Below are 20,498 nucleotides of genomic sequence, written 5' to 3'. Positions count from 1 at the left end.
CCATGACCGAATACATTAATCTGTTACTACACGATGCGGAAACGTTTAAAGATTTTCTTGGCAGTGCATTTTGGGGATTGGTTTTTCTGTCATTCATTGCGGTTGTTTGTTTCGTTCTTTATAAAATAATTTATAGTGAGGATGATTATTTATGACTCCACGCTGGATGGTACAACGCAAGGGCACAACTAATTCAAACGAAGAATTACAAATCGTCACTATTTACGCAGAAGGTGAAAAGCTGGAACTGGTGAAGAAAGAGAATCGGAAGTGGACGTATGAGAGGAAGTTGCTTCTGGTGAAGGGGGAGCAATGAAATTTATAACATCACCCGCCGACTTGTGGAGCACCTATAAATACCATTGCGAAAATTGCAGAGTATTGTATTTGCATGAGGGATATGACGAATTTTTCTGTTCGGAAAAATGTATGGAAGAACATTTAAAGGAGACTAACCGATGAATCTGACTAAGCATGCAGTAAATAACATTAGACGATTCGCTGATGCCATGAATAAAGGTCTTGTTAAAGCAGGAGAAGGAGCGCGTAGTTTAAGAGTAAAGGTAAGGAGAGAAAAGGAGATTAACCAATGAAAATGAATGCACAAGAATTTGAAAATAAAATGAGAACAAGCATGGGATTGCAATTAATTATAGCCGGTATGGTCGGGCTGATTGAAGATGAAGGACATTCACCACATGAAGTGTTTGATTTACTGGATGCAGCTAAACAAAATACTTTTCATGCATTAGCAGAGATTGGGAGTGGGAGAGCGTGAATCTAAATAACTTATTTGAGATACAAGACAAGCTAGATAAACACATTGTTAAAGAAAAAAGTCTGGAAGGACAGGATTTGCTAGATAAAAAGATTTTGGCTTTACAGGTGGAACTTGGAGAGCTTGCGAATGAGTGGAGAGGGTTTAAGTTTTGGAGTAAGGACCAGGAGCCGAATCTAAAATGTTTTTGCAAAGCGTGTGATGGTTTTGGCACCAGAGAGGGGTTGGACATTGATTGGCAACCATACCAAGAGCCGTGTGAGTATTGTGGAGGAAAAGGAGCATACGGGAACCCACTCCTAGAAGAATACGTTGATTGCCTGCATTTTATATTGAGTATTGGGCTAGAAACAGAGTTAAAAATAGCAGAAATTAAACCAGCTCCACGTTATTACAGAGATACTACTTTTGCGTTCAATCAGGTTTTTAACGACGTTGCCGCATTTGGGTCAATAGAATATGCGGAAAGAAATAATCTGTTGGGAATGGATGATTTGAAACAGGCTTATGAAGAGCTGTTGGGTGGATTCTTGAGATTAGGGCAATTACTTGGATTCTCTTGGGAACAAATAGAGGTTGCATACATGCAAAAGAATGAAATCAATTACGCTAGACAAGAGAATGGATATTAGGAGGTCTAACCATGCAAACACTACACACACTACACAAAACAGATACAGCGGCAAAAGAACGCAAGGAATATCTTAAACGTGAACTAAGGTATATGGGTATTTACAAGTTACCAGACGGCAGGAAACTAGATGACGTGAGCTTGTATACATTGGAGTGGAATTATGTAGTTGCCAAGAACGATGCCATCCGAGCGTACGGGGAGGAATAATCCATGCAAGCAATCAGCAGAGTACGCCACCCAGATAAATACCAGTGTGTGTTGCGGTGTATTGAGAAAGAGAACGAGGGATTCGAGTGTATTTCTCCGATACAGCTAGTAAGTGATTATTGGGAAGCTGTTTATGTAAAGAAATTATCGTGAGGGGTGATTGAGTGTTCAAGCTAGGCGATTATGTAGTGAATGAAGAAGGTTCAGTGCTCCACGTACAGAAAGAACATCAAGTATTCATGTTGAATGCAATGCAGGCTATTGAAAGAAGGTTTAGGTATGCAACACAGGAAGAAATAGAAAAATATCATTTGGAGGAATTTGAATGATTGAATTTACGATACCAGGCGAACCAGTTTCCCAAGGTCGTCCCAGGGCGGGGAAAATACAACGCGGACCGAAAAGTGGAAAAACAGTTCTTTATGATCCAAAAGAATCCAAGGACTATAAACGTTACGTATCAATAATTGCGAGACAGCATGCTCCGAAAATACCGTTAGAGGGTCCGTTGAGTATGCGAATAGAGATTTATAGGAATATACCCAAGAGCACCACGAAAAAGGACAGAGCGCTCATATCTGAGGGGATTAAGCGCCCTATCACTAAACCCGACAATACGAATTATGCAAAGGGTATCGAAGACGCATTGAACGGGATTATTTATAAGGATGACAGCCAAATTGTGGATTTGCAAATACAAAAATATTATAGCGATGATCCGAGAGTTGAGGTTCGGGTGCAGGAGATTGATGTTTTTGGAGAGGTGGGAATAAGTTGACATTCGCTATCACAATTGGGAAGTATGGCGGATTCTGGATGAACTTTGGCAGGAAAAGCGGTATGTATAGAATTTGCTTAGGATGGATTGCGATTGATTTATTCCTATTTGAAATCGATGAAATTATGAGGAATGCGGCGAAGTATAAAAAACGAGCTGATAAATTGGAAGCAGAGATTAAGAAATTTGTCGCAGAAAATGAAAGTGAAATCTAACAATCTAGCAAAATAATCAATAAAAAGCCGGGGCGCATCTTCCTGGCAAATGTATAACAGCAGGAGGTATCTAGCAATGCAGCAAAACAAAGCAACTGTGGACTTGAGGGAAGACGCAGTATTGGTTATTAAAAACGGGAAATTAAAGCGAATACCGAAGCCGGATAGTGGATTCGGGGAACATATTGTCACTTGGCAGAATGGGAAGATTCATGCTGAGAAGGTTAGTTATACAGTTAAATAACAGCTACTGGAACAACCAGGGCACAGATTAAGCGTAACAGCTTGATTTGTGCCCTTTTCAATTTCACTTGAGGTTATTTAATTAAAGAGCATAGATTGTTCCCGAATATGCAATCTGGTGTGACAGGCGCAGCAGATGCAGATGCGGTAAAACCGAAAACTAATAAGCTAGCGAGTGTTATTTTGAAAAATATCTTTTTCATACTTTTCACCTCTTTTCTTATTTTTAAGCAATTATATAATATCTATCGAAATAGTCAAACTATTTTTTGAGGGGGCAATACTGATGAATAGCAAACAATTAGAAAACTGGGCAGACAGGTTATTAGCAGAATATGATGAAGGTCGGAAAGAATTAAAATCAAAGAAAGACTTCCTTTACAGTGAGGTTGATCACTGGATTGGTGATAAGAAAATCCATGAAATTGACATAGAAACGAAAGATAGAATTGACAGGAATCAGAAGGATGAAACATATGTAAACAGCATGATTGAAAGCATGACGTACTCCATGGACTGGATGCGAACTGGCAGGCAACCGGATATGTATCGCGGTGTAGATAAAAGAGATAAATATCGCGCTAAGTTTTATGATGATATGGATATTCTGCCGGATATTAACGAGGAATTGAGGAAAGAGCGGGAGCCTTTGTATATGAGTCAGGAACAAAGAACGGCGTTGATTCAGTTGTTCAGGAATTTCTCTGATAGAGAAAGGCAATGTTATGTAATGCATACGGCGGAAGGATTGAGTATGCAGAAGATCGCTGATCGCTTGGGCATCAAGAAACGAACGGTACAGCAGTACATTGAGCGAGCAAGGGAAAAGGTGGAAAAAGTCGCTTCTTGACGTACGATTGACGTACGAAGTTCTGACGGTTAGAGAGGGTATTTCCTAGATAGAGCACTAATTAACATTAGAATTACTGAATAAAGACCGAGAGGTCTAATCTGATTAAGCACTATAAAGATTGGATAGTGGGTTTCAATACCTCTTTGTAGTAAAATGAAGATAAGGAGGGATATAGTTGAAATATAGTGATTTAATGTATTTGTTACAAGAAAATATGCATCCAGAATGTTGGGTAACTAGTTTTGATCAAGACGGTTTAGCGATCCATGCACTTAGGGATGATATAAGTGTGACTATTGTAGAGATGCCTAAAGAAGACGATAACGATGTATCGAACGAGTTCACAGAGAGGTTCATAAATAAAAAGGCTAGTTTGCATTATTATTCCTTGAAATTTAATGGAAGCACGGTAAAGAACACTCTTCTGTTTATGGTTGATGGAGGGAGGGCTTACATTCCGTCTCCCAAGCTAATAGACCGCAACTATATTCAAGATGATAATTTGATTGTAAGTGTGATTATCGATCGGATAACTTTTGAAAATCGTTATCAATACGAAGATACTACAAATTACTTAGACCGCGCCAAACTCACTTACCAAAAGAGTGTAATAAAATAAAAATTATAAATCACCCATATGGGTTCTTTTATGACGAGGAGAAAAAATTTGAGTAATTTAGAAAAACTTCAATCCGAGGAACGGCATCTGAAAAATGAACTGGAGAATAGTTTAAGGCTGGCTGCATATGAAGAAAGAAGATTAGTTGATGCGAAAGGGTATGACAAGGAAGTTTCTGAAAAGATGAGGAAATCTTTTTACGATGACGCATCGGAATTCAGGAAGGATTTACATGTCATTCAAAAAGAAATCAAGAAACTAAATAAATGAAAAATATTAAAGACTCCTAACGGGGTCTTTGTTTTTTGGAATAAATAAGCGAATAGCGTAAGGAAGTGGTGTGATGTAGATGGCAAAATTGAATGAAAGGCAAAGACGATTTGCTGATGAGTACATCATTGATATGAATGCTACTCAAGCGGCGATTAGAGCGGGATACAGCGAAAGAACAGCAAGGTCTCAAGGACAACGACTGTTGACAAAAGTTGACATTCAAGAGGCAATTCAAAAGCGATTGGATGAAAAGACTGAAAAGCTGATTATGAAGCAAGATGAAATCCTTGTCCGGCTATCTGAACAAGCAAGGAGAGAAGCAACTGATTATCAAGTTGTTCTAACTGAAAAGCCTTCATTTGATGATAACGGTAATTTCTTGGGAATTGAAAAGAATCCCGAAATCGTTCAAGTTCCGACACAAAATAAAGATGCGATTAAAGCAATGGAGCTTCTGGGTAAACGCTATGCCATGTGGACTGAAAAACAACAGGTAGAAAATATAACACCTATATTTGTGGATGATGTTCCAGATGACGACTAAGAAACAACCAATAATTTCACCAGCTAAAACAATCGGTAAAGGATATAACCGATTTTGGCATAACAAACAATTCTACCGAGTTGTTAAAGGCTCCCGGGGAAGTAAGAAGTCCAAGAATACTGCACTCAATTATATTTATAGAATTATGAAATACGAATGGGCAAACTTGCTTGTTATTAGGCGTTACTCCAATACCAACAAACAATCGACATACACAGACTTAAAATGGGCGGCTAATAAATTAAAGGTTGCTCATCTTTTTAAATTTAACGAATCCATGCCAGAAATCACTTATCTGCCTACTGGCCAAAAGATTCTTTTCCGGGGTCTGGATGATCCGTTAAAAATTACATCTATTTCAGTTGATGTCGGTATTTTGTGTTGGGTTTGGTGCGAGGAAGCTTATCAACTAGAAGATATGGGTGCCTTCGATACGGTTGTTGAATCTATTCGGGGTTCCCATGATTCGCCGGATTTCTTTAAACAAGTCACACTCACGTTTAACCCTTGGTCAGAGCGTCACTGGCTTAAGCGTGAGTTTTTTGATGAAGAAACAAAACGCAAGGATGTATTTGCTATTACAACTACATTCCGAGTAAATGAATGGCTTGATGAAGTGGACAGGGCTAGATACCAAGACTTATATCGAACCAATCCAAGGCGTGCCAGAATCGTTGCTGACGGTGAGTGGGGTGTTGCGGAGGGGCTTGTATTTGAAAATTTCGAGGTTAGGGAATTTGATCCCCTTGAGAAGATTAAACAAATACAAGAAACAACTCACGGGATGGACTACGGTTTCACGAACGATCCCACAACAGAAGTTAGCTCCGTTGTTGATTTAAAGAATAAAGAAATTTGGATTTATGACGAGCATTACGAAAAAGGAATGACAACGCAAGATATTTACAACATATTGCAGGAAAAAGAACTGTTAAAAGCTTCAATTACAGGAGACAGCGCAGAACCTAGATTGATTCGTGAATTGGTATCTAAAGGTGTTAGAAGGCTTCATGCATCCGTTAAAGGCAAAGGGAGCATCAATCACGGAATCAGTTTTCTGCAAGGATTTAAGATATATATTCATCCATCTTGTGAACATACCATTGAAGAATTTAACACCTACACATTCAAACAAGATAAAGAAGGTAAGTGGCTGAATGAGCCGATAGATGCAAATAACCATATTATCGACGCCCTTAGATATAGTATGGAGCGTTACCACATGAGCAAAGGCAAAGACAAAAAGCAAACCTACAAAGCATTACAATCACTTGGATTGTAGAAAGGAGGACATATGGCTACAGATGTACTAATTAAAGAAAACAAGCTTCTCAAACAACGATTCCCAGACGAAGCAAATAAGCACTACACCTATCCCAGCATAGACAAGTTACTCGATAACCTTAACCATCTGGCGGATATGATTGAGAATCATAAGAGTGTCCAACGGCCGAGATTGCGGACGTTAGAAAACTACTACAAAGGCAACAACGAAACCATTCTAGAAGGCCAGCGCCGTAAAGAAGAACACCAGGCAGATAACCGAGCAACGCATAACTTTGCTAAATATGTGAGTCAATTCATCCAAGGCTATATGGTTGGTATTCCATTAAAAACTTCTTATGATGATAAAAATGTTGAAGAAATGCTTCGTGATATGAATCGAATCAATGATGCTGATGAACATAACAGTGAATTGATTCTGGACCAATCCATTTTCGGGCGAGCCTATGAATTGTTATATCGCAGTAAGGCGGACGAGAACCGATTTACCACTGTAGACGTTATGAATACATTTGTCATTTATGATGACACAGTAGAGCGTACTCCAATTGCTGGGGTGCGTTATTTTTATAATGACTACACGAAAGAAGAATCTGTGTATTTGTATACAGATACCTATCGAATCATTTACAAAATTGATGAAGATGGAAAATTGACAGAAGATGATGCAGAGCCACATGTTTTTGGCGGTGTGCCAATCATTGAGTATGAAAATAATCGTTTCCGACAAGGTGATTTCGAGGATGTTCTGACGCTTATCGATTTATACGATGGCGCACAGTCAGATATCGCAAATTATTCCCAGGACCTTAATGATGCTATTTTAGCTATATTCGGGCGTTTTGATTTGGATGGATACGGCGATAAGGACCCGTTAGAAATCATGAAAATGATGAAGGATGCGAACCTATTTCATTTCGAACCGCCAGTCGATGGTGAGGGTCGTGAAGGTAGGGCAGATGCTAAGTATTTGTACAAACAATACGACGTACAAGGTTCGGAAGCTTATAAAACGCGATTGGCGAATGATATCCATCTATTTACCGCGACGCCAAATATGAATGATGAAAGATTCAGTGCTAACCAATCAGGCGAAGCCATGAAATACAAGTTATTTCTCTTAGAACAAAAACGAGCTGCAAAAGAGCGCCGTTTCAAGAAGTCTTTGCGTGATCGATACCGATTAATCAACAACGTTATGAAAATGGCGTCAGAAGGTGAGTTTGACGTTTCTAAGCTAACAATTACATTTACGGAGAATCTACCGAAGAATATTGCGCAAGAAATGGAATGGTTTAATGCTGCAGGCGGTAGGTTATCGCAGAAAACAATGATTGATCAATTGCGTTTTGTAGAAAACGCGGATGAAGAACTAGAGCGCATTGAGGAAGAGGAAAAACGAAAACCGATAAATAAAAATCTGTACGATTTCCCCGGTGACAAAATTGAAGAAGTGACAGCCGATGGCGAATAATTACTGGCGTGATCGAGAATTAAAACACATCGAACAATCCATCAAAAACGACGAAAAGCTTGCCCGTCGATTAAGGCAGCTACACCTCCAAGCTATGGAGGAAATAGAAGCTCAAATTGAAGCCTTCTACGGTCGATATGCGGATGTAGAAGGAATTTCCATTCGTGAAGCTAGAAGGCGAGCTAGAAAGCTAGATGTTGAGAAATACGCTAGAAAAGCAAAGCGATATGTTAAATTATCACAGTCAAACATACCCTTCATCCGTTGGTTGTCATTTAGAGATAAGCCGAACATGGAAATGCGAATCTACAACTTTACAATGGGTGTAAATCGTTTGGAACTCCTGAAGCTTAACATTGAATTGGAGTTATTCTCTTTGCTTAGTGATGAAGAAAGTTTCATGTTGCAGGAATTAACAAAACAAGCCAAGGCTGAATTTGAGCGACAAGCCGGCATCTTAGGACAAACCTTGAATTACAGTGAAAAACATATTGCATCTATTGTTAACGCATCATTTTTAACGGCCGCATGGTCAGATAGGTTGTGGACCAATCAGAATGCTTTACGTGCTGAACTCGATAAGTTACTTCAACGCGGGATTGTTCAAGGGTTAAACCCAAGAGCGTTAGCGAGAGAATTACGGAAAGTGTTTAATGCTAGTATTTCTAATTCAGAGAGATTACTAAGAACAGAGCTTGCAAGAGTGCAAGCGGATGTATTTAAAGATAGTGCAGAACAAAGTGGATTTGATGAATATGTTTATATTGCTGAACCATCAGCTTGTGATAAATGTAAGCCATTGGATGATAAAGTATTCAAGATTAAAGACATGGAAATAGGAATTAATATGTACCCCATGCACCCAAATTGTCGTTGCAGCACATCAAATTACATGTCCAGAGAAGCATTTGAAAAAGATTTAGAAGCGAGGGGATTGTAAATGGAAAGTCTTAAAGTAACCATTCAAATAAAACGAACGCTTTATAACAGAATCCTTTTGAGAACATTAATGATTTTAGTTAATCTCAATCTCCTATCCAGTGATGACGCGGCGACTTATTACATGAAAGAGGCTACATTCAAGTGGAGGATTGGAGATAAAGGTGAATGGCAATATATCAAAGGCCATTCAGAAATGAGGGATTGTAAATGATTGATTTAAAACTCTATAAAAACAAGAAACAAAAGCAAAGTGCCATAGAGTTCGTTGATGCTTTTGTTGAACTGCGAAAAATATTTAACGAGGTTAAAGAAATTGCGGATTGCACTGATGAACGTTACACGGTGAGTCAGCAAATAGAAGCGCAAGAACTAACGAAAGATGGGTTTATAGCGTTTGTCGCAATGATGTCTAGCATACAACGAAATTAGTCATTCAATGTTGGTAAGGAGGTTACTTTGATTGGAAAAAGTAGCTAAAACAATCGCCGCTGAATTAACCAAGATTCGCAAGGAATTGGAAAAGCTTAATAAGTCGTTAACTGAAAGGAAGTGATACTGTGTCAGATAAAATATTCCGGTCAGAACCTATAATCAACGAGGATGAAATGTTCGGTTTTATCATGCGAAAAGCAAGCGAAAACGGGGAAAAGCTTGATTTCGATAGCGTTGTATCTGTACTTGCTTACCAGATTATGTTTTACCAAGAAAAAGGGCTTATTGACGATGAGAAAAAAGTTATATAAGTGGTATAATCTCCTAGCTACCAGGTGCGGTAGCCGTTTGTATTAAGTGAATGGGGTGAAATCTTGGAATATACTCAAGAGAAATGTAGGAAAGATACTATTAACCATATTAACGAAGTAAGAAGGTGTCTTAGTAGAGTGATTGTTGAGTTAGAAGAAAGAGGACGTGTACATGATAAGTCAAAATTAGAAAGTCCTGAAATTGAAATTTTTACAGAGTACACACCTAAGTTAGCATCTAGCACATATGGTTCTACTGAATACCACGAAAATCTTAAAGGTATGCAAAAAGCACTTAAACATCATTATGAAAACAACAGCCACCATCCAGAGCATTATAAGAATGGTATCCAAGGAATGAACTTGTTAGATATAATTGAAATGTTTTGTGACTGGAAGGCGGCGACTTTAAGACATGTTGATGGTGATATTAGAAAATCAATTGAAATCAATCAAAAACGATTCAATTATTCAGACGAGCTGAAAGAAATATTTAAAAACAGTGTTGCTATATTTGATTAACCGCACCTAGCAGACAAGCGTTAGGTGCTTTTAATATGCAAGGAAAAGGATTAGCGATGGAATCCTGCTCGGGTGGGGCATGCTCTGCCTTTCAGTTTTGTTCATTGCACGACCTAAGCAAGTCATTAAAAGGCTTATTTATTACGCACAAATAAAGTCGTGTGTGGGCGTTTAACATCAATTGAATAGTTTTATATAGATAAGCACTGAACGGGCTGTAATAGACTGTTTGGGGCTTTATTTGTATGCAATGAAAGATTGATAGCGAATGACTGCATGGGGCAAATGGAGGAAATGAAAATGAATCTAGCAGATAAAGTGAAAGAATTAGCTGAAACAACACTGTTTACAGAAAGTGATATAGCCGCAGATGTAGTTCATAGGACAAAAAGAGGATTACCTCTTGATTTACAGTTCTTTGCCGAAGGTGGCGAAGAAGGAGGCGAGGGAGAAGGAACTGGAGATGGTAAGGGTCAAGGTGAAGGTGCTGGTTCTGGTGAAGGAGAAGGTGGAGGAAAAGAAACCTTTACACGCTCAGAGGTAGACTCTGAAATCAGTAAAGCAGTAGATAAAGCGCTCAAAAACCGCGAAGCAAAACACCAAGAGGATTTACAAAAGGCGGTCAACGATGCTTTAGCTGAAAAAGAACGCCTTGCCAAGCTTTCTGAAAAGGAGCGTCAAGAAGAGGAATTAACACAACGCGAGAAAGAAATTGCAGAACGTGAAGCGAAAATTCAACGTGCTGAATTAAAGGCTGACGCTGTTTCAGATTTACAAGAAAAAGGTCTACCAGCTGAATTTGCGGAAATTTTACTTGGTGAAGATGCCGAAAAGACACTTGAAAACATCAATAACTTTAAAACAGCATTTGACAAAGCCGTAAATGATGCTGTCAAAGAAAAATTACGACAGGATACACCACCAGCTGGAGGTAGTGGATTCTCAACTACCGAAAACTTGGGTAAGCAGCTAGCAAAATTAAATAAGCAAAACAGCGTTGATGTAGAAAAAGCACAAGGAAACTATTTTAAATAATGGAGGTAATAGAAGATGAAATTTACTAAAGAATCATTTGGTGGACCACAAAAACAAATTTTGAAGTTTCCAGATCACTATGTAGCTTTAGCTGTAACAGTGGATGATGAAGGAGTTTCAGCGGATGAGAACGGAAAGAAAATCGTACCAGCCGGCACAATTGTCGGTGGCGGTTTTATTAACGACACATCTAAATTCGCCGTGAAATCTAACGACGAAAATGCAGAAGGTGTGTTGTTTAACGATGTTGATGTTACCTATGGTCCTGCAGCGGGCGCTGTGGTTATTCACGGATTCATCGAAACCGGAAAATTACCGGAATCACCAACAGAAGAAGCTGTATCTGCACTAAAACAAATTACATTTATCAAATAAGAGGGGATTGATATAAAATGCCAAAAACAATTTTTGATTTAGTTAATGCACCAAATATTGCAACGTATTATCAAGAAAACAACTCAAATCGTATTCCATATTTAGGGGAAACGCTATTTCCATCCAAAAAGCAACTAGGGTTGGACTTGTCTTGGATTAAGGGAAGCAAAGGCCTCCCTGTAGCACTGAAAGCATCTGCATTTGATGCAAAAGCTGAACTGCGTGACCGTATCGGCGTTACAAAACTTGAAACAGAAATGCCATTTTTCCGTGAAGGTATGCGAATCGGTGAGAAAGAACGTCAAGAGATTTTAAAGGTCATGGGTTCTGCAAATTCACAATACCTTATGCCTTTAATCAATCGTGTTTATGATGACGTAGCTAACTTAGTAGATGGCGCGCGAGTTGTGCCAGAGCGCATGATTATGCAGCTACTATCTACAGGTCAAATTAGCATCACATCCGGCCGACAAGTTTACGAGTACGATTATCAGCTGTCAGAGGATAACCAAGTTACTTTAACCGGAACAGATCAATGGAGCAATGAGGATGCAAATCCGATTACGGATATTAAAGAATGGCAGGATGAAATTGAGGATAAAACAGGCACACGTCCAACGAGGGCTATTTGCACACGCAAAACATGGAACTATCTTGCTAACAACAAGACAATTCGCTTAGATATGAACCCATTAGGCGGTCAAAATATCATCTTAACTGACTCTATGGTACAGCAGTATCTATCAAACAAATTAGGTCTTACTATTGCTGTCTATAACAAGAAATTCAGCACTGAAGTTGGTGGAGAATCTCAATTGTTCTTCCCGGATGATGTATTCACGCTTATTCCGGAAGGCAACTTAGGCAACACATATTACGGTACAACTCCAGAAGAAGCTGACTTAATGAGCGGGAATACAGATGCGCAAGTCTCACTTGTGGACAACGCTATTGCGGTTACATCCGTAAAAGAACCACATCCAGTAAACGTTTATAATATCGTGTCTGAAATTGTGTTACCGTCATTTGAATCTATAGACAATATCTTTATTGCAAAAGTAGCTGATGCTACTCCCTGATGGTCCCCTGCCAATAGGGGAAGCCACGATTGGGCAAACTTTTGAAATAGCATAAGGAGGCTAATAATGGCAACTAAAGAAGAGTTGAAGGAAAGATTAGTAACAGGTCATGTAATTACAGAAGAAGATGTACATGATTTGATTGATGTCGCTGGTAAAGAAGGTCCACAAGGTCCTAAAGGCGATACTGGAGCAAAAGGGGCTAAGGGAGATAAAGGCGACAAAGGGGAGCCTGGCGCGGATGGTTTCCCATCAGAAACACAGTGGAATGAACTTGTAGCAAGAGTCGAAGCATTAGAAGGTGCCGGAGCGGGTGAATAAACATGCCAGATATTAAAAAGAATATCAAAATAGTATTAGACATCCAGGACGACATGCAAGACCCCGTCCTGGATGTTTTGATAAAGAACGTTCGTAGTCTGTTGCTGGGTAAATTGCGTAAGGTTAATAAGTCTATCGAGACTATCCCCGAGGAATTAGAATATATCATCGAGGAAGTAACATTGCGTCGCTTTAATCGTATTGGCAGCGAGGGATTTAAGTCTGAATCAGTAGAAGGGCATCGTATAGATTTTTATGATTTGGACAAGGAATTAGACCCTTATATGGATATCATTGAGGATTACGCTGAAGATGAAGACGATACTGGGTCGAAACGTGGCAAGGTGTTGTTTATATGAGATTTAGTCAGAGGATAACATTTGTTAATGAGGCCGATGCTTACTACGATCCAATTGAGGGGAAATGGGTAGATGGTGAGCTGATTAAAACGACGTTGCCATGCAATGTATCTACACTGGGGATAGACCGCACGAATGAGCTATTCGGAGAAATGGACAAAGTGATTACCGTTGCCCGATTGCGGCATCCGTATAACGGCAAGGTTGATTATGTTTTCTTGAATGAGGACATAGACCAACCAGACGACGAAAAGCAAAAATACCGAATTAGACGCCAATCCGATTATAGGAAGGGCGTTTTTTATTTGGAGGGAATCAGTAATGGCTAGGGGTACCATACAAATCAAAGGCTCTGACGAACTTTTGGGCAAACTAAAGAAAAATACTGATTTAAACGATGTGAAAAATGCCGTTAAGTTGAATGGTTCTGAATTACAAGGAAAAGCACAAAGACGTGCGCCGGTCGATACGGGAAATTTGAAACGTAGCATTGGATATACTTCCGAAGATAGTGGTTTTACGGCTAAAGTTGCTGCAACAGCCCACTATGCAGGATATATCAATTTTGGCACTAGATTCATTTACGCTCGACCATTTATGACAAATTCATACTACGAACAGCGTAAGAAGTTTATTAGTGACTTAAAGCGCCTAGTGAAATAGCTTTTACCTCATGGTATAATTGTTAAAAGTTGAAATTATACTTAACTAACTATTGTATCGGAGGTTCTTTTATGTGGAACAAGCTTAAAAATTCAAAACAAAGCACCCGCGTTGTTATATTACTGGGTGTGATAGCAGTTTTTGTGATGATGATTGCTTTTAGTGGAAACGGAGATGCAACGACGAACACAAAGGAAACCGCAGAGGAAGTAAGTAAACAGGTAGTGAACAAGACTATTGATCTTAATGATGAACTCGCCTTTCAAAACTTCAAATTAACCATGAATCCAGTAATTATCTACGAGGAAGATGGTACAATATTGGCTGATATCTCGTTTAAGTGGCTGAATCAAGCTGGCGACGGAGAGAAGACTTTCATGCAAATGGCTGCTATGGATATCGAACAAAGTGGCGAATTGCTTAACGAGGTTAATAATTCATGGCAAGACCAGAACAGTGATATATATTTCCCAAACGCCGAACAAGGTGAGTGGGAAGTTGAATTAACCTATCAGCTTGAAAATGCAGAGGATTCACTTGAACTTACTTTCGTTCCGATGACGGATGAAAACTCAAATCAATTAACGATAGACTTAAATTAAGGCATCTCAAACGAGGTGTCTTTTTATTTTGCAAAAGAGTAGGTGATGATGCAGTGGCAACAATTGAAAAGTCACCAGAACAGGCGATTCATGATGCGTTATTCGCTATCAGTATACAGTTGGGATATGCGACTTACAATTACCTTCCTGGTAGTGAAGCGCCATATCCTTTTGTTTTCGTTGGAGAGGTTTTCGAGCAAAGCAGACGAACGAAGTTTAATCTGTTTGGTGATTATCAAGTCACTGTACACATTTATGCTGATGACCCTAAGCGCGACCGAAAAACTGTAGCGGATATGCGAAACAGCATTAAAAAAGCTTTCTACCAACTTAAAGAAACAAACGGTTATCAAATCATACCCAAAAGACATAACGGAACAATCATGAACGATAATTCAACAGGAATGCCGTTACTACACGGTATTTTGGAATTAGACATGACTATTAAGTAGGAGGTAATACCATGGCAGATAACAATAAAGCACGGCAAGGTATGCTAGAAGGAAAAGACAAGATTTTATTATTCCGTCGGTTGAAAGACTCGGACAAAGAAGCTGCAAAACTAGCTTTTCAAACTGAGCACACCTTTAAATTGGAAAGGGAGACCGATGCCATTCCAACAAAAGACGGAACGATTGTTAAGTTAGGCGATTTAGAAGGCGAGGTGACCGGTATCGAAGCTGTACAGGCAAAAGATGATCCGGTTGCCACTATGTTGCAGGGATCGGTTCTCGATGGGGAAAAATTGGAGTTATGGGAAGTTACAGTCGATGAAGACTTGGAGGATGACGGCAAGTTCCCGGCGATGTATGCACAAGGGTATTTAACGAATTGGGAAGCGTCAGCTCCTACGGAAGATGAATCAACTTATTCTGGCGACTTTAAGATTGAGTTAGTCCCGCAGTTTGGCTTTGCGACGTTAACTGAAGAACAACAAACCGCTATTCAGTACGCATTTCGTGACACCGTTCCAGAAAATGATGGCGGCGGAGATGACGAAACTCCCTCATGACCCCCAAGCTATTGGGGATGCAGAAATTGGACGAACATTAATTATTGATTAAGAGCGCTATTAAGGCGCTCTTTTATATTTTAGGAGGAATTATACATGAACTTAACAATCAACGGAAAAGAATACACGCTAAACTTCGGTTTGAAGTTTATCAGAGAGATGGACAAGGTCTATACAATTGAGAACAAAGGCGTCAAATTAGCGATGGGCGTTGAGTCAGCGATGTCTTATTTATCCATGCAAAACCCTACCGTCTTATATGAAATCATTAAGGCTGGCACTGCACATCTAAAAGGAAGGCCCACTGGAACAGAAATTGAAAACGAACTCGAGAAAATTGCGAACGAAGATAAGTTAGATCAGTTATTTAAAGATATTCAAGAAGCGTTGGAAGAAGCGCCTTTTTTGAAAAGCAAGATCGAGCAATTCAAGAAACAGGCGAAAGTTTAAGCGAAGAAATCGATGAAACTTCTGAAGAGACATATAGGAAAATAATAATAAATTGCTTTCGATATCTGGGCGCAAAGAGTTTGTATGAGGTCGAAACAATGTCTTTGCTTGAGTATTCCCTGCGTATGGAGGCGTTTCAACTACAGCAAGTGGATAAACATAACGAATTACACTTACAAGCGTGGCTGAATAATGCTGCAGGAGCAACTAAAGAGCAAGGTAAAAAACATGTTCCTGTATTTAAATCGTATAAAGATTTCTTTGATTATGAAAAAGAGCTCAAAGAGGTAACGAAAGCGAGAAATTCGACCAAGATTAAGATTGACCAAAAGACTAGGAGATTGGCAAGACTTGCGTCTGCTGTCAACTCTAACTGAAGGGAGGTAGATTACTATAGCAGAAACCTACAGCGTAGAAGCCTATCTAAGGGCAAATGTAGCCGACTTTAAAAGAGGATTCCAAGACGCTGAACGAGCGGTATCTGGATTGGAGCAATCTACAGGCACCGCAGGAGTGACTATTGGTAAGTTGGCGGCTGCTATCGGGATTACTCAAGCTTTGTCTGCAGGCTTTAATTTAGTTAAAGATTCTGTACAAAAAGCATTTGGAAGAATTGACACCATGGAGCAATTCGAACGTGTTATGACCACTATGACAGGAAGTTCTGCCAAGGCTAATGAAGTACTCGACACTGTGAATGACACAGTTAAAGGAACTGCATATGGGTTAGATGTGGCTGCAAAAGCTACTCAAGATTTCGTAACTTCAAACATGGACGTGGATAAAGCAACCGACACAATCTCCTCTTGGGGTGATGCGGTTGCTTTTTATGGTGACGGAAGTAACGAAACGTTCTCTAGTGTATCTGACGCTTTAGCGAAGATGGTTGCAAAAGGCAAAGTGCAAATGGACACAATGAACAGACTCACAGAAGCCGGCATTCCTGCCATGCAGATATATGCTGATGCTACCAATCAATCCGTTGAAGAAGTGGCGGAAGCTATGTCAAAAGGTGAGTTGGATGCCAATCATTTCATTGATGTGATGAACGACGCACTTTCCAACGGGACAGAAAATTTCGCGGGTATTGCAGGAGCGGCAAAAGAAGCCGGCGCTTCTTGGGGCGGTACATTTGACAATATGAAAGCGGCTGTAGCGCGCGGTGTAGAGAGTATTATCACATCAACAGATGAAATGCTTACATCAAACAGCTTGCCGGACATGCGTGAGATGGTGTCTAATTTTGGTTCGGCGTTTGAGGATGTGCTTAATGGTATCGCTGAAAAAATTCCAGAAGTCGTCAGCACAATACAGGACTGGCGTTCATCTCTAGAACCATTACAGCCAATAGTAATGGGGGTCGCCACGTCCATCGCTTTATTAGTGACCGCAGCAGCAGCTCTTGGAACTGTGCGAGGTATTATTAATGGATTAGCGGGATCGGTGCAGTTGTTAGGAAGATCGTTCGGGTTAGCGTCTGGTCCGATGTTAGCAATTATTGCCGTCCTTGCGTTGGTCGGAGCAGCAGTCAGTTATTTATGGCAAACGAATGAAGAATTCCGCACGAATATGGAGGTTATTTGGACTAATATTCAAGCGATCATATCAGCAGTGTGGGAGGCTATTCAGCCCGGCGCTGTAGCATTTATATCCATACTAACCGTATTAATCGGCATTACTGCACAAGTGATTGCTATTGTTGCTAGTGCGGTTGCGAGCTTTACGTCTTGGATTGTTTCTTTTATCGAAACACATTCATGGGTCATGCAACTTGTATCAGTATTAGGTGTTGTAGTTACTGTTGTTGCATCGGTTATCGCTGTTGTTACGGTTGTCGCGAAAGTATTTGCTATTGTTGTTACAGTCGTAAAAGCAGCAGCTGCTATTTTTATGTTTTTCACTAGCCCGGTAGGTATCGTTATTGCTGTTGTTGTAGGTCTTATTGGCGTTATCACATGGCTTGGTGAGAAATTTGAGTGGATAGGAAATATAGTGGAAACTGTGTCCAGTTGGGTTAGTAACGCATGGAACGGATTTCTCGATGTATTAGGGTTTGGAACAAAAGAAGCAGCTGATGAGGCCGGAAGCTCAATCGAGGGATTGTCCGACACCGCTGATACCTCAACAAGTAAAATGGCTGAATCGGCAGAGGCTAACATCGGCGGAATGCATGACAGTATGGATATGCATTTTGGTGAAATGAATCAATTTGGAACAAGCCAACTGATGGATTTACACATGTCTGGAGCGTCCGAACTTGAGGGGTTGAATGCTGCAGGTTCATCTAGCGTTGAGGGTCTGTCTGTTAGTGCGTTGGGCAGTATGGACGACATGTATTCTGGATCGGTCGATTCTGTATCTGGTATGAATACTGATGTTTCTAGTATGTTAGCGGACTTAGAGTCTAGCGGGTCGATTGACATAGAGAGTTTGAGCGCTAGTGTCACTGGCGACATGAGTGACATGTCAAGTTCATCGTTAGCTGATATAAGTAATTTGTCGTCTGGTGGGGCGAGTGATTTCAGTGGAATGGAATCAGAAATAACGAGCAGTGCATCAAACATGCAATCGACTGTTGAAAATAGCTTTAAGGGCATGTCTTCGTCTATTGAATCGGAGATGTCAAAAATAGAAAGTGCGTCCAAGTCATCATTGAATGGATTGTCATCTAGTTTTAGTTCTAGCATGAAAAACATAGCAAACACAATCCAATCAGCGATGAAAAATGTGGCAAATCAAACGCAGTTAGGAATGCGAGCTGTTACACAAACGACCCAAAGAGGTATGCAACAAACCACCAATGTCATTCAGCAAAACACGAGCAGGATGAACGATATGACGAATCGTAGCATGCGTCAAATGGTTCAAGTTTATACAAATGGCTATAATCAGATAAATAGAGCATCAACGACCAATATGAACAGGATTGTGAATGTAAATAGATCCGGAATGTCATCTGTAACGTCTGCCTTTAGAAATGGCATGAACCAGAGTGCCGCTGTATCACAAAGTACAGGTAACAGGATTGTGTCTATTTTCAATCGACTACAAGCACAGTTAAGGAATGCAGGTGTACAGGCAATGGCAGGGTTGCGCAGTGGTCTAAACTCTAGTTCTGGCGGTGTCATGGCTACAGCTAGAAATATAGCGAATCGAGTGGCTAGCACAATCCGGTCAGCTTTAAAAGTCCATTCTCCATCCAGAGTTACAACTGATATCGGGGAAGATACCGGTGGAGGTCTTGTGGTTGGATTATGGAATATGGTTCGAAGTGTAGAAAAAGCTTCGATGGGCTTAGCGTTAGCCGCAATGCCAAACATCCAACCTATAGACATCGCAGGCCAAATCAACAGCATTCATGCACGGTCACAGCGGCAATTTAGTTATGACTATCAGAATGAAGTTACAGTAAGCAAACAACCAGCAAACATTAATCTCATGCTGGGGAGGCGTAATTTTAAAGCGTTTGTTGAGGATATCACGAACGAACAAGACCAAAGTGTAAAAATTGTGCAAGCTTTTAATCAATAAGGAGGTGCTTTATGTACGGGTTTGTAGACACATTACCAGGAAGTGCGCAAAGTGCTTCCTTATCCCTCCAAACTGTTTTTGATGGAATGAATCTTGATGAAGAATTGACAGATGAAGATGGAAGTTTTATTACATTAACGGTAAGTGGACGGAGTAACACAACTTACAGAAGGAATATCATTCCAATCCCGGGCATGGAAGGTGCTTGGGAGGATGCGAATGGTTATCAAGATCCACGCTCGATCACTGTAAAGTTTAAAATTAAAGATAAAACAAATAACGGCTTTAGAGAACGATTGAAAAGGCTGAATTCCCTTCTTGTCGGCTCGAAAAAAGTCCTTACATTTACAGATGAGGATGCTTTGTTTTATGCATCTTTAGAGGAACTGGAATTACCGGAAGAGGAAAGTAATGATTTAGTAGGCAATCTACATTTCATTTGCTCGGACCCGTTCAAATACGGTCCCGAAATCACTCGCCACCTCTTACCTGATGTCAGCACTATAAAAAACGAAGGCACAGCCAACGCCAAACCAATCATTGAAATGACGGCGAAGGAATCTGTAACTTACGCTCTTATCCAAAATCAGAATGACTTAGAGCAACTAGGCGATGAGTGGTATCCAAAATATCTCATGATAGGAAAACCGCACGAAGTAGATGAAAAACCATTTGAACGCTATGTGAGAAGATATTACACAAACGCCAATACATCTGTTGGATGGACCGATGCAAGTAACTCGGATATTGATGGCGGTATTGTAACGGGAAATATTGTTCCCCGTAACAACCGGTTCGTAGCTGATTCCTACGGAACAGGAAGCAACTGGCACGGTCCAGCAATCAAAACTAGCCTAGAGTCTCCTATTCGAGATTTTAGGCTATCTGCATTTGTGGGCTTTTTAAACCAGCAACAAGCCGCCATGGTTGGGAGACTAGAAATATATCTCCTTGATGTAAAT

At 40.1% G+C, this 20,498-nt stretch carries 36 protein-coding genes; all 36 read left to right on the top strand.

Features of this window, described 5'->3' with window-relative positions:
- Positions 1–2: 2 nt before the first annotated feature.
- Positions 3–155, top strand: coding sequence for a hypothetical protein (locus IEX94_RS16035; RefSeq protein ID WP_188858855.1), 153 nt, complete (start codon positions 3–5; stop codon positions 153–155).
- Positions 152–316 (top strand): hypothetical protein, encoded by a 165-nt coding sequence (locus tag IEX94_RS16030; RefSeq protein WP_188858853.1) that lies wholly within the window; start codon positions 152–154, stop codon positions 314–316. The genes IEX94_RS16035 and IEX94_RS16030 overlap by 4 nt, the downstream gene beginning before the upstream one ends.
- 142 nt (positions 317–458) lie before the next feature.
- Positions 459–593 carry a hypothetical protein gene (locus tag IEX94_RS20035; RefSeq protein WP_268239598.1) on the top strand — a complete coding sequence of 45 codons (135 nt, stop codon included), beginning with the start codon at positions 459–461 and terminating at the stop codon, positions 591–593.
- Positions 590–778 carry a hypothetical protein gene (locus IEX94_RS16025; RefSeq protein WP_188858936.1) on the top strand — a complete coding sequence of 63 codons (189 nt, stop codon included), beginning with the start codon at positions 590–592 and terminating at the stop codon, positions 776–778. The genes IEX94_RS20035 and IEX94_RS16025 overlap by 4 nt, the downstream gene beginning before the upstream one ends.
- Positions 775–1,410 carry a dUTP diphosphatase gene (locus IEX94_RS16020; RefSeq protein ID WP_188858851.1) on the top strand — a complete coding sequence of 212 codons (636 nt, stop codon included), beginning with the start codon at positions 775–777 and terminating at the stop codon, positions 1,408–1,410. The genes IEX94_RS16025 and IEX94_RS16020 overlap by 4 nt, the downstream gene beginning before the upstream one ends.
- Before the next feature lie 11 nt (positions 1,411–1,421).
- Complete coding sequence (gene fbpA, locus IEX94_RS16015) at positions 1,422–1,619, top strand: Fur-regulated basic protein FbpA (RefSeq protein ID WP_188858849.1); 198 nt, start codon at positions 1,422–1,424, stop codon at positions 1,617–1,619.
- Between the two features lie 3 nt (positions 1,620–1,622).
- Positions 1,623–1,772 (top strand): hypothetical protein, encoded by a 150-nt coding sequence (locus IEX94_RS16010; RefSeq protein ID WP_188858848.1) that lies wholly within the window; start codon positions 1,623–1,625, stop codon positions 1,770–1,772.
- An 11-nt stretch (positions 1,773–1,783) separates the two neighbouring features.
- Positions 1,784–1,948, top strand: coding sequence for a hypothetical protein (locus tag IEX94_RS16005; protein ID WP_188858846.1), 165 nt, complete (start codon positions 1,784–1,786; stop codon positions 1,946–1,948).
- Positions 1,945–2,397 (top strand): RusA family crossover junction endodeoxyribonuclease, encoded by a 453-nt coding sequence (locus IEX94_RS16000; protein WP_188858844.1) that lies wholly within the window; start codon positions 1,945–1,947, stop codon positions 2,395–2,397. The genes IEX94_RS16005 and IEX94_RS16000 overlap by 4 nt, the downstream gene beginning before the upstream one ends.
- Positions 2,394–2,612, top strand: a complete 219-nt coding sequence (locus IEX94_RS15995; RefSeq protein ID WP_188858842.1) for a hypothetical protein — start codon at positions 2,394–2,396, stop codon at positions 2,610–2,612. Before IEX94_RS16000 ends, IEX94_RS15995 begins: the two co-directional genes overlap by 4 nt.
- Positions 2,613–2,688: 76 nt before the next feature.
- A complete protein-coding gene (locus IEX94_RS15990; RefSeq protein ID WP_188858840.1) occupies positions 2,689–2,856 on the top strand; it encodes a DUF3954 domain-containing protein in 168 nt (55 codons plus the stop codon).
- Positions 2,857–3,141: 285 nt separating this feature from the next.
- Complete coding sequence (locus IEX94_RS15985; RefSeq protein WP_188858838.1) at positions 3,142–3,705, top strand: sigma-70 family RNA polymerase sigma factor; 564 nt, start codon at positions 3,142–3,144, stop codon at positions 3,703–3,705.
- Between the two features lie 178 nt (positions 3,706–3,883).
- Entirely contained in the window at positions 3,884–4,327 is a 444-nt protein-coding gene (locus IEX94_RS15980) for a hypothetical protein (protein WP_188858836.1), read from the top strand.
- Positions 4,328–4,375: 48 nt separating this feature from the next.
- A complete protein-coding gene (locus IEX94_RS15975; RefSeq protein WP_188858834.1) occupies positions 4,376–4,597 on the top strand; it encodes a hypothetical protein in 222 nt (73 codons plus the stop codon).
- A gap of 79 nt (positions 4,598–4,676) precedes the next feature.
- Positions 4,677–5,144, top strand: a complete 468-nt coding sequence (locus tag IEX94_RS15970; protein ID WP_188858832.1) for a terminase small subunit — start codon at positions 4,677–4,679, stop codon at positions 5,142–5,144.
- Complete coding sequence (locus IEX94_RS15965; protein WP_188858830.1) at positions 5,134–6,426, top strand: PBSX family phage terminase large subunit; 1,293 nt, start codon at positions 5,134–5,136, stop codon at positions 6,424–6,426. Before IEX94_RS15970 ends, IEX94_RS15965 begins: the two co-directional genes overlap by 11 nt.
- A gap of 12 nt (positions 6,427–6,438) precedes the next feature.
- Positions 6,439–7,902, top strand: a complete 1,464-nt coding sequence (locus tag IEX94_RS15960; protein WP_188858828.1) for a phage portal protein — start codon at positions 6,439–6,441, stop codon at positions 7,900–7,902.
- Positions 7,892–8,842: a minor capsid protein gene (locus tag IEX94_RS15955; RefSeq protein WP_188858826.1), complete on the top strand. Its 951-nt coding sequence runs from the start codon at positions 7,892–7,894 to the stop codon at positions 8,840–8,842. Before IEX94_RS15960 ends, IEX94_RS15955 begins: the two co-directional genes overlap by 11 nt.
- A complete protein-coding gene (locus tag IEX94_RS15950; protein WP_188858824.1) occupies positions 8,843–9,055 on the top strand; it encodes a hypothetical protein in 213 nt (70 codons plus the stop codon).
- Positions 9,052–9,273, top strand: coding sequence for a hypothetical protein (locus IEX94_RS15945; RefSeq protein ID WP_188858822.1), 222 nt, complete (start codon positions 9,052–9,054; stop codon positions 9,271–9,273). Before IEX94_RS15950 ends, IEX94_RS15945 begins: the two co-directional genes overlap by 4 nt.
- Positions 9,274–9,401: 128 nt before the next feature.
- Complete coding sequence (locus IEX94_RS15940) at positions 9,402–9,587, top strand: hypothetical protein (RefSeq protein WP_188858821.1); 186 nt, start codon at positions 9,402–9,404, stop codon at positions 9,585–9,587.
- A gap of 63 nt (positions 9,588–9,650) precedes the next feature.
- Entirely contained in the window at positions 9,651–10,109 is a 459-nt protein-coding gene (locus IEX94_RS15935; RefSeq protein ID WP_188858819.1) for a DUF5662 family protein, read from the top strand.
- A gap of 300 nt (positions 10,110–10,409) precedes the next feature.
- Positions 10,410–11,144, top strand: a complete 735-nt coding sequence (locus tag IEX94_RS15930; RefSeq protein ID WP_188858817.1) for a DUF4355 domain-containing protein — start codon at positions 10,410–10,412, stop codon at positions 11,142–11,144.
- 15 nt (positions 11,145–11,159) lie between these two features.
- Positions 11,160–11,519 carry a hypothetical protein gene (locus IEX94_RS15925; RefSeq protein ID WP_188858816.1) on the top strand — a complete coding sequence of 120 codons (360 nt, stop codon included), beginning with the start codon at positions 11,160–11,162 and terminating at the stop codon, positions 11,517–11,519.
- A 17-nt stretch (positions 11,520–11,536) separates the two neighbouring features.
- Complete coding sequence (locus tag IEX94_RS15920) at positions 11,537–12,598, top strand: major capsid protein (RefSeq protein ID WP_188858814.1); 1,062 nt, start codon at positions 11,537–11,539, stop codon at positions 12,596–12,598.
- A gap of 66 nt (positions 12,599–12,664) precedes the next feature.
- Positions 12,665–12,919, top strand: coding sequence for a collagen-like triple helix repeat-containing protein (locus tag IEX94_RS15915; protein WP_188858812.1), 255 nt, complete (start codon positions 12,665–12,667; stop codon positions 12,917–12,919).
- A gap of 2 nt (positions 12,920–12,921) precedes the next feature.
- A complete protein-coding gene (locus IEX94_RS15910) occupies positions 12,922–13,278 on the top strand; it encodes a phage head-tail connector protein (protein WP_188858810.1) in 357 nt (118 codons plus the stop codon).
- Positions 13,275–13,607 (top strand): hypothetical protein, encoded by a 333-nt coding sequence (locus IEX94_RS15905; RefSeq protein WP_188858808.1) that lies wholly within the window; start codon positions 13,275–13,277, stop codon positions 13,605–13,607. The genes IEX94_RS15910 and IEX94_RS15905 overlap by 4 nt, the downstream gene beginning before the upstream one ends.
- Complete coding sequence (locus IEX94_RS15900; protein ID WP_188858806.1) at positions 13,600–13,941, top strand: HK97-gp10 family putative phage morphogenesis protein; 342 nt, start codon at positions 13,600–13,602, stop codon at positions 13,939–13,941. Before IEX94_RS15905 ends, IEX94_RS15900 begins: the two co-directional genes overlap by 8 nt.
- Before the next feature lie 71 nt (positions 13,942–14,012).
- On the top strand, positions 14,013–14,543 hold the full coding sequence (locus tag IEX94_RS15895) for a hypothetical protein (RefSeq protein ID WP_188858804.1): 531 nt from the start codon (positions 14,013–14,015) through the stop codon (positions 14,541–14,543).
- Between the two features lie 53 nt (positions 14,544–14,596).
- The gene (locus IEX94_RS15890) at positions 14,597–14,995 is read left to right on the top strand and encodes a hypothetical protein (RefSeq protein WP_188858802.1); all 399 of its coding nucleotides are present in this window, start codon (positions 14,597–14,599) and stop codon (positions 14,993–14,995) included.
- An 11-nt stretch (positions 14,996–15,006) separates the two neighbouring features.
- On the top strand, positions 15,007–15,555 hold the full coding sequence (locus tag IEX94_RS15885) for a phage major tail protein, TP901-1 family (protein ID WP_188858800.1): 549 nt from the start codon (positions 15,007–15,009) through the stop codon (positions 15,553–15,555).
- 96 nt (positions 15,556–15,651) lie between these two features.
- On the top strand, positions 15,652–16,005 hold the full coding sequence (locus IEX94_RS15880) for a tail assembly chaperone (RefSeq protein WP_188858798.1): 354 nt from the start codon (positions 15,652–15,654) through the stop codon (positions 16,003–16,005).
- Between the two features lie 98 nt (positions 16,006–16,103).
- Positions 16,104–16,382: a hypothetical protein gene (locus tag IEX94_RS15875; protein WP_188858796.1), complete on the top strand. Its 279-nt coding sequence runs from the start codon at positions 16,104–16,106 to the stop codon at positions 16,380–16,382.
- A 136-nt stretch (positions 16,383–16,518) separates the two neighbouring features.
- Positions 16,519–19,536 (top strand): tape measure protein, encoded by a 3,018-nt coding sequence (locus IEX94_RS15870; RefSeq protein ID WP_188858794.1) that lies wholly within the window; start codon positions 16,519–16,521, stop codon positions 19,534–19,536.
- Positions 19,537–19,547: 11 nt separating this feature from the next.
- Positions 19,548–20,498: distal tail protein Dit (locus IEX94_RS15865; protein WP_188858792.1), on the top strand; the 951-nt coding region annotated here is incomplete at its 3' end.

The sequence above is a fragment of the Oceanobacillus indicireducens genome, from assembly GCF_014647195.1.
GTDB lineage: Bacteria > Bacillota > Bacilli > Bacillales > Amphibacillaceae > Oceanobacillus > Oceanobacillus indicireducens.
This window is presented reverse-complemented; position numbering and strand designations above follow the sequence as displayed.

Bases quoted from the DNA above. Each gene is read 5' to 3' on its own strand.
- IEX94_RS15920 (WP_188858814.1), top strand. From the start codon at position 11,537: ATGCCAAAAACAATTTTTGATTTAGTTAATGCACCAAATATTGCAACG.
- IEX94_RS16025 (WP_188858936.1), top strand. From the start codon at position 590: ATGAAAATGAATGCACAAGAATTTGAAAATAAAATGAGAACAAGCATG.
- IEX94_RS15880 (WP_188858798.1), top strand. From the start codon at position 15,652: ATGAACTTAACAATCAACGGAAAAGAATACACGCTAAACTTCGGTTTG.
- IEX94_RS15955 (WP_188858826.1), top strand. From the start codon at position 7,892: ATGGCGAATAATTACTGGCGTGATCGAGAATTAAAACACATCGAACAA.
- IEX94_RS15910 (WP_188858810.1), top strand. From the start codon at position 12,922: ATGCCAGATATTAAAAAGAATATCAAAATAGTATTAGACATCCAGGAC.
- IEX94_RS15945 (WP_188858822.1), top strand. From the start codon at position 9,052: ATGATTGATTTAAAACTCTATAAAAACAAGAAACAAAAGCAAAGTGCC.
- IEX94_RS16000 (WP_188858844.1), top strand. From the start codon at position 1,945: ATGATTGAATTTACGATACCAGGCGAACCAGTTTCCCAAGGTCGTCCC.
- IEX94_RS15990 (WP_188858840.1), top strand. From the start codon at position 2,689: ATGCAGCAAAACAAAGCAACTGTGGACTTGAGGGAAGACGCAGTATTG.
- fbpA (WP_188858849.1), top strand. From the start codon at position 1,422: ATGCAAACACTACACACACTACACAAAACAGATACAGCGGCAAAAGAA.
- IEX94_RS15965 (WP_188858830.1), top strand. From the start codon at position 5,134: ATGACGACTAAGAAACAACCAATAATTTCACCAGCTAAAACAATCGGT.
- IEX94_RS20035 (WP_268239598.1), top strand. From the start codon at position 459: ATGAATCTGACTAAGCATGCAGTAAATAACATTAGACGATTCGCTGAT.
- IEX94_RS15925 (WP_188858816.1), top strand. From the start codon at position 11,160: ATGAAATTTACTAAAGAATCATTTGGTGGACCACAAAAACAAATTTTG.
- IEX94_RS16035 (WP_188858855.1), top strand. From the start codon at position 3: ATGACCGAATACATTAATCTGTTACTACACGATGCGGAAACGTTTAAA.
- IEX94_RS15875 (WP_188858796.1), top strand. From the start codon at position 16,104: ATGTCTTTGCTTGAGTATTCCCTGCGTATGGAGGCGTTTCAACTACAG.
- IEX94_RS15960 (WP_188858828.1), top strand. From the start codon at position 6,439: ATGGCTACAGATGTACTAATTAAAGAAAACAAGCTTCTCAAACAACGA.
- IEX94_RS16010 (WP_188858848.1), top strand. From the start codon at position 1,623: ATGCAAGCAATCAGCAGAGTACGCCACCCAGATAAATACCAGTGTGTG.
- IEX94_RS15900 (WP_188858806.1), top strand. From the start codon at position 13,600: ATGGCTAGGGGTACCATACAAATCAAAGGCTCTGACGAACTTTTGGGC.
- IEX94_RS15985 (WP_188858838.1), top strand. From the start codon at position 3,142: ATGAATAGCAAACAATTAGAAAACTGGGCAGACAGGTTATTAGCAGAA.
- IEX94_RS15915 (WP_188858812.1), top strand. From the start codon at position 12,665: ATGGCAACTAAAGAAGAGTTGAAGGAAAGATTAGTAACAGGTCATGTA.
- IEX94_RS15930 (WP_188858817.1), top strand. From the start codon at position 10,410: ATGAATCTAGCAGATAAAGTGAAAGAATTAGCTGAAACAACACTGTTT.
- IEX94_RS15970 (WP_188858832.1), top strand. From the start codon at position 4,677: ATGGCAAAATTGAATGAAAGGCAAAGACGATTTGCTGATGAGTACATC.
- IEX94_RS15950 (WP_188858824.1), top strand. From the start codon at position 8,843: ATGGAAAGTCTTAAAGTAACCATTCAAATAAAACGAACGCTTTATAAC.
- IEX94_RS15895 (WP_188858804.1), top strand. From the start codon at position 14,013: ATGTGGAACAAGCTTAAAAATTCAAAACAAAGCACCCGCGTTGTTATA.
- IEX94_RS16030 (WP_188858853.1), top strand. From the start codon at position 152: ATGACTCCACGCTGGATGGTACAACGCAAGGGCACAACTAATTCAAAC.
- IEX94_RS15905 (WP_188858808.1), top strand. From the start codon at position 13,275: ATGAGATTTAGTCAGAGGATAACATTTGTTAATGAGGCCGATGCTTAC.
- IEX94_RS15885 (WP_188858800.1), top strand. From the start codon at position 15,007: ATGGCAGATAACAATAAAGCACGGCAAGGTATGCTAGAAGGAAAAGAC.